An 8,981-nucleotide genomic window follows, 5' to 3' on the forward strand; every position below is an offset into this window, starting at 1 on the left:
CCCCTCCAGCGCGCAACCCGTTAGGTTTAACGGAGAGGTGCTGCATGATATGCCCCGGTCAGGATACGAGATACTGGAAGCCAGGCGACATCTTTGAGGCACCCTGTCCTCATTGCGGTCACTCTGTCGAATTCTTCAAAGATGAGTCGACACGCAGATGCAGAGGGTGCCACCGACTGGTCACAAACCCTCGCATGGATTTTGGTTGCGCAGCGTACTGCAAATACGCTGAGCAGTGCCTGGGAGAATTGAGTCCTGATCTGTTGTCCAAGAGGAAGGACCTGCTCAAGGACCGTGTTGCCGTAGAAATGAAGAAATATTTCAAGCAGGACTTCAAGAGCATCAGTCACGCCATGAAAGTTGCCCGGTACGCAGAGCAGATCGCCGGAATAGATTCCCACAACACTGGTGACCTTGCAGTAATCCTTTCCGCCGCGTACCTTCACGGCATAGCCTGTCCCGAGCCGGGCTCCACAGGCCCCGCATCAGGCGCCGTGTGTGAAGGCATCGGGAGTGTCAGTCTCCTGCTGGAAGGCATGGGAGCTTCCAGGGATCTGATTGAGGAAGTTCTGGACAGTATAACTGCGCTTCGGGATGGGTCGCAGAGAAAGGCATCAATGAACGCAAAGATTTTGAAGGATGCACACACGACGGCCCACTGGCAGGAAAAAAGAGAAGAAGGCCTCACGAGCGACGAGGATGTGCTCAGGGCCCTGGAAGACGTATTCGAGACTGAAAACGGGAGGGCAATAGCCAGGCAAGTCTTGACTGGTTGAGCAGTACGCGTTGCGTGGTTACCACCCCACTATTCAACAGAGAGGAAGGAACAGAGAAATGAGACTAAAGCGAAAGATCATAGAGATCGATGAAAAGAAATGTTCGGGTTGTGGCCTTTGCGCAACAGCGTGCGCCGAGGGTGCCATCGAGCTTAAAGATGGTAAAGCACGGCTCGTATCTGAGGTATACTGCGACGGACTCGGCGCCTGTCTCGGCGAGTGTCCCGAGGGTGCACTCACCGTCATAGAGCGGGAGTCAGAGGAATTTAACCCTGAGGCTGTTGAAGAGTATCTCAAGCACAAGAGCCAGCCGGAAAAGGCCGAGCAGCCGATGGCCTGTGGTTGTCCCTCCCAGCACATCCAGATGTTTGCAAAAGACCGGGAAGCGCCGTTACACAGGCCTTCGGATCTAAAGAGCAGCAGAACAGCTTCTTCCCTCAGCCACTGGCCCGTGCAGATAAAACTGGTGCCGGCGAAAGCTCCTTTTCTTCAAGGCGCTGATCTGCTCATTGCAGCGGATTGTACTTCCGTCGCCTACCCTGACTTTCACTCAAGACTTCTTCCGGGAAAGGCCGTGCTCATAGGCTGCCCTAAGTTTGACAATATCGAGGAGTACCTCCAGAAGTTCGTGGACATCTTCAGGCAGGCCTCCATCAGGAGCATCACTGTCGTTGACATGGAGGTTCCGTGCTGCTCTAAGTTACCTGCACTCGTGCGCCGCGCCCTCGAGTTGTCCGGCCAGAATATTCCGCTCAGCGAAATCGTTATCAGTGTAAGGGGAGAGATACTCGAGCAGAGCAGGAAAATAGCTTGAAGAAGGGAAAAAGATGAAAAAGGTTGAGGTTAAGGAAGGCAATACGCTTTAATCTTAACCTTAACCTTTGCTTTAAGTCCTTACCTCAACCTCTCTTCTCTATTGGTCCAGGATGTCTCTGATCTTCCTCAGCAACTCACTCGGCGCAACCGGCTTCGAGACGAAGTTGAGTCCTTCGTCCAGTACGCCCTTCTCATGTATTACGTCGGCGGTGTAGCCGCTCGTAAACAGGGCCTTTATATCTGGTCGTATCTTCCTGACATACTGGTATACTTCTTTTCCGTTCTTCCGCGGCATCACGACATCCAGCATGACAAGGTCCACTTTTCTTTTGTGCTTCAAAAATTTTGAAATTGCGTCTTCGCCGTCCACTGCCTCCACCACCGTGTAGCCGAATTCCTCCAGGACATTCTTTGTCAGCCGCCGAACCTCTGCGTCATCCTCCGCTATGAGGATTGTCTCTGTTCCACCGACCGGCGGGGAGGTTGACGCCTCTTTCTCCTCGCCGTACGCAGACCGGATGAGCGGCAGGTACACCTTAAAGGTACTCCCGTGTCCAATCTCGCTATAGACGTTCACAAAACCATTGTGCTGCTTCACTATGCCGTACACGATCGAAAGACCGAGGCCAGTCCCCTTGCCCACCTCTTTGGTGGTAAAAAAAGGCTCAAACACCCGTTGCCTCGTTTGATCGTTCATGCCAACGCCGGTATCGGAGACCGAGATCATGGCGTACATTCCGGGTTTTCCGAAACCGTGCCTCTTGACAAAGGTGCTATCCAGCTGGACAAGACCGGTGCCGATCGTCAACTTCCCTCCATCGGGCATGGCATCCCTGGCGTTGGTCACGAGGTTCATCAAGACCTGCCCCATTTGCGCAGCATCCGCAAACACTGTGAGGTCTTTCTCGGCAAAGTGCGTACTGAGCTCGATATCTTCAGAGATGAGACGTGTGAGGAGCTTCTCCATGCTCTTGATTATCTCGTTAACCGTGATCGCCTTGGGATCAAGTATCTGCTTTCTGCCGAAGGCGAGCAGGCTCTGGGTCAGGTTCGCCGCACGCTCTGACGACGCAATGATCTGATCCACGTAACTCCGCAGTTGATTTCCCTCTCCCAGGCGCATCTGCAGCAGATTGGCATAACCGATGACCGCCGTAAGGATGTTATTGAAGTCATGGGCAATGCCTCCTGCCAGCTGCCCTATGGCTTCCATCTTCTGTGAGTGGCGGAGTTGTTCTTCCAGCTTCTTGTGTTCGGTTATGTCCATGTGGTAACCGATTATGCCGGTGATCAGTCCCTTGCTGTCACGCAGAACAGAAAGGGACAGGTGGACGTAAAACTCTTCGCCCGATTTCTTTTTCGTGCGAAGCTCCACTTCGTAGCCACCCGCAGCCCTGAGAGGAGCCATGACTGAGTCCTGCAGCATCTGGTACTGATCTTCAGGGTAAATAAGGGACACGTGTTTACTCAATGCTTCCTGGCTCGTGTAGCCAAAGAGGCGCTCCGCGCCCTTGTTCCATATGGTTATGTGGCCGGCAAGGTCGGTGGAAATCACCGAATCATGAATCTGGTCGATGATCTGCGCCTGCAACCGCAGGGCTTCTTCGGCACGTTTTCGCTCGGTAATATCATTACCCACGCAGAGAATCTCTCTCACGTGTCCGTCCTTATCGAACGTCGGCTTATTCGTCCAGGAGATCCACACCCTCCCTCCGTTGCGCAGCATATTTTCATTTTCGTTGACACTGTATTTCTCAGGCTGCTTGATCATATCATCGATCATGACAGCAAGATTTCTTCCTGACGAATCTTTCTCCGGCACAATGGTGCCAACGATATGCTTTCCCAGTATCTCCTGCTCTGAGTAACCGAAGAATTGCTGCGCAAACTCATTGAAGAAGGTAACATTTCCCATAGCGTCCATGCGCAGGATACTGCTGTTTGTGTTCTGCACAAGCTCACGATATTTTTCTTCGCTGGCTCGCAGGGCCTCCTCTGCCAACTTACGTTCGGTGATATCGGAAACGGTGAGAATAATCCTTCCGTCGTCCAGCACGGTAGTCCTCATTTCAATGTCGCGGAACTCGCCGTTCTTGCAGCGCACGCTGAACGTTCTATCGATCGGCCTTCCTCGCGCCGCATCCTCGACCCAGGCACGGATTACCTTTTTTCTGTAATTGGCCTCGGGGTATGCCTTGCGAAACCACTCCTTCCCGCTCGGTATATCCTTCAACGAGTATCCTGTGATCAGCGTGAATTGAGGGTTCACGTAAAGGTATCTTCCGGCCTTTTCAAAAAGGATAACCCCATAGGGCGCCTTCTGGAGCATGGCAAAAAAAGTTTCTTTCTCCCGCCTCAGCAACAGCTCGGATTTCTTCCTCTCTGTAACGTCCCGGAAGGCCAATACCATGCCGATCGTATCTCCCCGTTCATCACGAATGGGCGCGGTACTATAATCAATCGGTATCGCAACATCGTTCCTGGCGATAAGCAGGTGGCTCGCCGGTCCGACCACGGTTCCCTCCCTGAGACTCTGAAGCCAGGGCTTCACGGGAAGGGGTGCGCCTTCCGAATCCCTTACGGTGAAGATACCATCCAGGACTTTTCCCAGAGCATCTGACTCTTTCCAGCCGGTGAGCGCCTCGGCATTCAGATTCAGGAAGGTTACCTGACCCTCTGTATTGGTGGTTATCACGCCATCGCTGATCGACTTGAGCGTGGTGGAGAGCCAGTACTGGCTTTGCTTTATACGGCGTTCTGTCTTGTGCTTGTAAAGTGCCACCTCGATCGTTGTGTGCAGCTCTCTCTCTTCAAATGGTTTAAGAATGTACCCGAAGGGCTCTGTCACCTTTGCCCGCTGCAGCGTATGTTCGTCAGCGTAGGCGGTAAGATAAACGACAGGGATATCGAAACGGGTGCGTACGTGTTCCGCTGCCTCCACCCCGTCGATACCTCCTTTGAGGACTATGTCCATCAGCACAAGATCAGGCTTGAGAGTCTCCACCTTCTCTAATGCTTCTTCTCCGGACGAAGCCCATCCGCAAATGTTATAGCCCAGGCTTTTGAGACTCCACTGAATGTCTTTGGCGACGACACTCTCATCTTCAACCACGAGGATCTTTACCTGTGACATTCTTCTTAAGCCCTTTCCTTGTATTTGATTTCCCCAAAGGTGATCTTGAACTCGGTCCCGCCCGTGCGATTAAGCTCTATGGCGCCGTCAAGCTGGTCTGTGAGGGTACAGACGAGTTGTAACCCCAATGAATCAGTATTCCGGAAGTCCACATGTTCAGGAAATCCAACGCCGTTGTCGCTGACCGTCAAGGTAAACTTTCCGTCGTCCCTGTGGAGGTTGACCAGGATCTCGCCCTGCTTATCAGGGAAAGCGTGTTTCAGTGAATTGGAAACCAGTTCGTTTATTATGAGGCCGCAGGGAATGGCAGTATCGATACCGAGAAGTATATCGTCTACCTGGGTCTTCAGATTCACTCTCCCCGCACTATAGGAACGGAAGAGATTCGAGGAGAGGTTCTGTATGTACTCCGCCACGTCCAGGTTTGCGAGGTCTTTGGAGCGGTACAGCTTCTCATGGATAAGGGTCATAGAGCGGATACGGTTCCGGCTCTCCTTGAACATTTCGAGGGCCTGGTCATCTTTGATGTACTTGGACTGCAGGTTCAAAAGGCTCGATATGATCTGGAGATTGTTCTTCACGCGGTGATGCACCTCTTTGAGGAGTACCTCTTTCTCCTTCAAAGAGAGTCTTATCCTTTCCTCTGCAACCCTGCGCTCGGTGACATCCTGCATAAGCACAAGGAGTCGCTGATCCTCGTCATCCTCTCCACCAAGGGGCGACACAAGACAATCCAGGTAACAGTTACCTGAACGGCTCGTCTCCATGAGCATCTTTTCTCTTAACAGCGAAAAATTAAACTGAGCCTCAAATCGCACAGTCTCCCTGCTCTCTATCCTCTCCTTTATTTCCTCCGTCATCATCGGTTCTTCGAACAGTTTGAACTTTTTCGCCTCGTCCACGATCTCGACACCCAAAATATGCATGCACGAATCATTCATCTCGATGAGCTTACACTCCGGGTCGTAAATCTGGATTCCGATCGGCGACTGGGTAAACACGTTTCTGAACCGCTCCTCGCTCTCCCGCAGCGCTTTTTGGCCCTGCTTTATTTCTGTGACGTCAAATCCCACGCCTATCAGCCCCACGACAGATCCTCTTTCGTTCTTCAGAGGCACCTTACGGGTGGCAACCGTCACAGTTTTGCCCCCCTCGACAACAGTCTCTTCACCCACGTACAGGGGTTCTCCCGTCATTATTACCCGCGCGTCGTCTCCTCTCAATTTGATCGCTCTGTCGCGGGAGTAGAAGTCATAATCTGTTTTCCTCACAATCTCCCTTTTCGAGAAACCGACCGCATCGCTGAACTTCTTGTTGGCACTCATGTAAACACTTTTCGAGTCTTTGAAGAAGACATACGCCGGAAGGCTGTCCAGCAAGGTCGAGACCTCCCGCTGACTCTGACGGAGCATTTCTTCCATGCGTGTTCTTTCGGCGAGGTCAGACTGGATCATGTACGCTGCAACGACGAAAAGGACAAAAATCAGGAGGTATCCGAACGAGATCACGAACGTGACGGTTCTCGCCCCCGCTTCCGCATTGTCGGAGCGCCTCCGCAGCACCTCTTTTTCATCTTTCTCGATGGCCTGGACTACGGTGCCGATATCGTCGCTGATCTTCTTTCCCTCGTCCTTCATGATCACATTCATGGCAGCGTCAATACCTTGTGTTCGCTGAATATTGCCCAACTCCCTCACCAGGGCAATTCTCTTCGAAAGAAGCAGATCCAATTGATCCACCCGCCGGCTCTGAGCCGGATTGCTTTCGGTAAGTTTTCGCAACTGCTTCAGGTCTTTCCTGATCGATTCAATGGACTGTTGGTACTGGTCCACGCTTCCCTGCTTGCCCGTAATAACGCTTATACGTTGACTGCTCTCCGCCACGTAGAGGCGGAAATGCAGGTCACTTATTTCACGGACAATTTCGTGGGAATGGATCGCCCAACTGGCATTGTCAATCACCCTGATTGTAGTCCAGTAGGACGAGATGCTTACCAGCACCAGTACTACGAATGCGGCTGCAAATCCCGCGTAGATCTTCTTATCTTCCGGCCACTTCGCCTGATGGTCACGAGTGGGGCGGCGAGCTTTCTTCAACAGAATGTCTCCGCAAACCTTATCCCGCACCCCTGAAAGGCGCCGAATAAGAGCATTCCTCCAAGACGCATTTCGGCCGTCATTGTATCGCGCAATTCTAGTATAGCGATTGATGCTGCAAAGCGTGTACCAATCGCGGTGAAGCTCGTTAACATTGCCAAAGTATAATGTATTTGCTACTGCTTGTAAATGTTTCGGTGCGTGTAAATCATTTGCAATGGGGCAGCCTTTGTGTGATACTAAAACCTACTATGGGCCTTCTGAGCTTGCTATTCAGAGATCCAGCCGCTTTCGTGCTGCTGATCATACCGCTGCTCTATTCGGTGATCATCCATGAAGTGGCGCACGGCTGGGTTGCAAGCAAGATGGGCGACCAGACTGCAAAGTGGCTTGGCCGCCTTACCCTAAACCCAAGGAAGCACCTCGACCCTCTCGGCACAATTATGCTATTCATCGCCGGCTTTGGCTGGGCCAAGCCGGTACCTGTCAATTATAACAACCTGCGTGACCCACGCAGAGGTCTTGTATTCGTTTCAGCAGCGGGAATAGTCGCGAACATACTCCTGGCATTTCTCTCCCTTTTCTCCCTGCGCCTGCTCCACCTCGCCCCATTTGGAGCAGTTACCACCATGCTCTTCTACATGGCGCGCATCAATATCATGCTCGCGGCCTTCAATCTAATTCCCATCCCTCCGCTGGATGGTTCTAAAATAGTCATGGGCTTTGCGTCGCGGCAGTTTCAATACTCGCTGGCCAGGCTCGAGCCTTACGGCTTTTTTATTATTATCGGGCTTCTCTGGTTAGGCTTCCTCGATCCAGTCATCAACTTTCTTGAATCGGTCATACTGCACCTGCTCAGTCTTGTAATACCTTAAAGGCTTCGCAGCAAACAATTCACCCTCGCAAATGAACGGCTCACGACCCTGAATAGCGAACCTCAACTATAGGCGTAGAAATAAAGAGTCGTGAGCCGTGGGTTATCGAAAGATTGTATGGAGGTTTACAGCTGATCCTTAGAGGGCAACGACCTCCTTCACCTCAGGCACTTCCTGCTTTATGACCCGTTCTATGCCCATCTTCAACGTCATCTGGCTCATCGGGCAACTGCCGCATGCGCCGGTAAGTTTCACCTTCACAATGCCGTCCGTACTCACGTCTACCAACTCGACGTTGCCTCCGTCCGCCTGGAGCGCCGGTCTGACCTTATTGATTGCTGCTTCGACTTTCTCTTTCATTGTTCCTCCTCCGGTTTAGTATCTGCAGCCACTACGCTTCATACGTTACCACACGGATGATCCCGATGGTAGCGCCATTTGTATCCGTTGTGCACGTGTCGCTTGCAGAAATTATTTTCTTAACTCCTTTTTCGCTGACAAATTTATTAACCTGCTCGTCTAGAGCCTCCAATTCCCGGACGGTTTCGAAAACCTTGAGCGGCATTGTAAAGGTCTTGACTTTGATCATCAGATCACCCCCCTTCTCTTCCGGTTAAGATAATGCACAAAGGGGCTCGATGCAAGTCCGGCTGTTAGTATATCACGCCCGTAAGATTTTCACTTCGACGGGAAACGTCGATAGTGGGTCTGGTCCGCTTCCGAAACGTCGGTGTTGCTCCTCTGGGAATCGCTTTCATTGCAGGAAGGGCGGAAGGATGCTACAATCTGACAAGGAAATGAGAGCCAGCGGTCCATTAGAGGTTGTCAAAGGAATTTACACAGTCGCCGGTTCAGAAATGACCGACTCCAGGGACTGCGCAGTCTATCTTATAGACCTGGGAGAGCTCATTCTCATTGACACGGGCGCCGGACCGAGCGCTCCACAAATAGCCCGCAATATAGAGAAGGTGGGCCGGGATCCTCACAAGCTTTCCACCGTGATCATAACGCATTGCCACGTCGATCACAGCGGGGGAGCCCGTTTCTTTCAGCAGCAATTCGGGGCCCGTCTCCTGATGCACAACGAAGATGCCAGGGCCGTGCAAGAGGGAGATGGCGCGATGACCGCTGCGGCGTGGTACGGCCTTGAATTTGAGCGAACACAGGTAGATGTAACATTTTCAGAAGAGGAGCGGAGCTTCGCCTTCAACCCCCACTCGATCGTCTGCCTTCACACGCCGGGACACACCCCGGGTTCCATCTCCTGTTACCTTGACCTGGATGG

Annotated in this window: 8 protein-coding genes; 4 read left to right on the forward strand and 4 right to left on the reverse strand. The window is 52.2% G+C overall.

What is annotated here, in order from left to right:
- Positions 1 to 44 precede the first annotated feature (44 nt).
- Positions 45 to 776, forward strand: a complete 732-nt coding sequence (locus VMT71_15880; protein HVN25452.1) for a hypothetical protein — start codon at positions 45 to 47, stop codon at positions 774 to 776.
- Between the two features lie 58 nt (positions 777 to 834).
- A complete protein-coding gene (locus VMT71_15885) occupies positions 835 to 1,590 on the forward strand; it encodes a 4Fe-4S binding protein (GenBank protein ID HVN25453.1) in 756 nt (251 codons plus the stop codon).
- 99 nt (positions 1,591 to 1,689) lie between these two features.
- Here the strand turns inward: VMT71_15885 and VMT71_15890 are convergent, their stop codons facing one another.
- Both VMT71_15890 and VMT71_15895 read right to left on the reverse strand, forming a co-directional pair.
- A complete protein-coding gene (locus VMT71_15890) occupies positions 1,690 to 4,725 on the reverse strand; it encodes a PAS domain S-box protein (protein ID HVN25454.1) in 3,036 nt (1,011 codons plus the stop codon).
- A 5-nt stretch (positions 4,726 to 4,730) separates the two neighbouring features.
- Positions 4,731 to 6,821 (reverse strand): histidine kinase dimerization/phosphoacceptor domain -containing protein, encoded by a 2,091-nt coding sequence (locus VMT71_15895; protein ID HVN25455.1) that lies wholly within the window; start codon positions 6,819 to 6,821, stop codon positions 4,731 to 4,733.
- A 233-nt stretch (positions 6,822 to 7,054) separates the two neighbouring features.
- Between VMT71_15895 and VMT71_15900 the strand changes: the two genes are divergently transcribed.
- A complete protein-coding gene (locus tag VMT71_15900; GenBank protein HVN25456.1) occupies positions 7,055 to 7,696 on the forward strand; it encodes a site-2 protease family protein in 642 nt (213 codons plus the stop codon).
- A gap of 138 nt (positions 7,697 to 7,834) precedes the next feature.
- On the opposite strand, the gene VMT71_15905 is transcribed toward VMT71_15900, so the two are convergent.
- Positions 7,835 to 8,056 (reverse strand): NifU family protein, encoded by a 222-nt coding sequence (locus tag VMT71_15905; GenBank protein ID HVN25457.1) that lies wholly within the window; start codon positions 8,054 to 8,056, stop codon positions 7,835 to 7,837.
- Positions 8,057 to 8,087: 31 nt separating this feature from the next.
- The gene (locus VMT71_15910) at positions 8,088 to 8,285 is read right to left on the reverse strand and encodes a hypothetical protein (protein HVN25458.1); all 198 of its coding nucleotides are present in this window, start codon (positions 8,283 to 8,285) and stop codon (positions 8,088 to 8,090) included.
- Between the two features lie 187 nt (positions 8,286 to 8,472).
- Between VMT71_15910 and VMT71_15915 the strand changes: the two genes are divergently transcribed.
- Positions 8,473 to 8,981: MBL fold metallo-hydrolase (locus VMT71_15915; GenBank protein HVN25459.1), on the forward strand; the 509-nt coding region annotated here is incomplete at its 3' end.

The organism is Syntrophorhabdales bacterium (genome assembly GCA_035541455.1).
In the GTDB taxonomy this organism is placed as follows: domain Bacteria; phylum Desulfobacterota; class Syntrophorhabdia; order Syntrophorhabdales; family WCHB1-27; genus JADGQN01.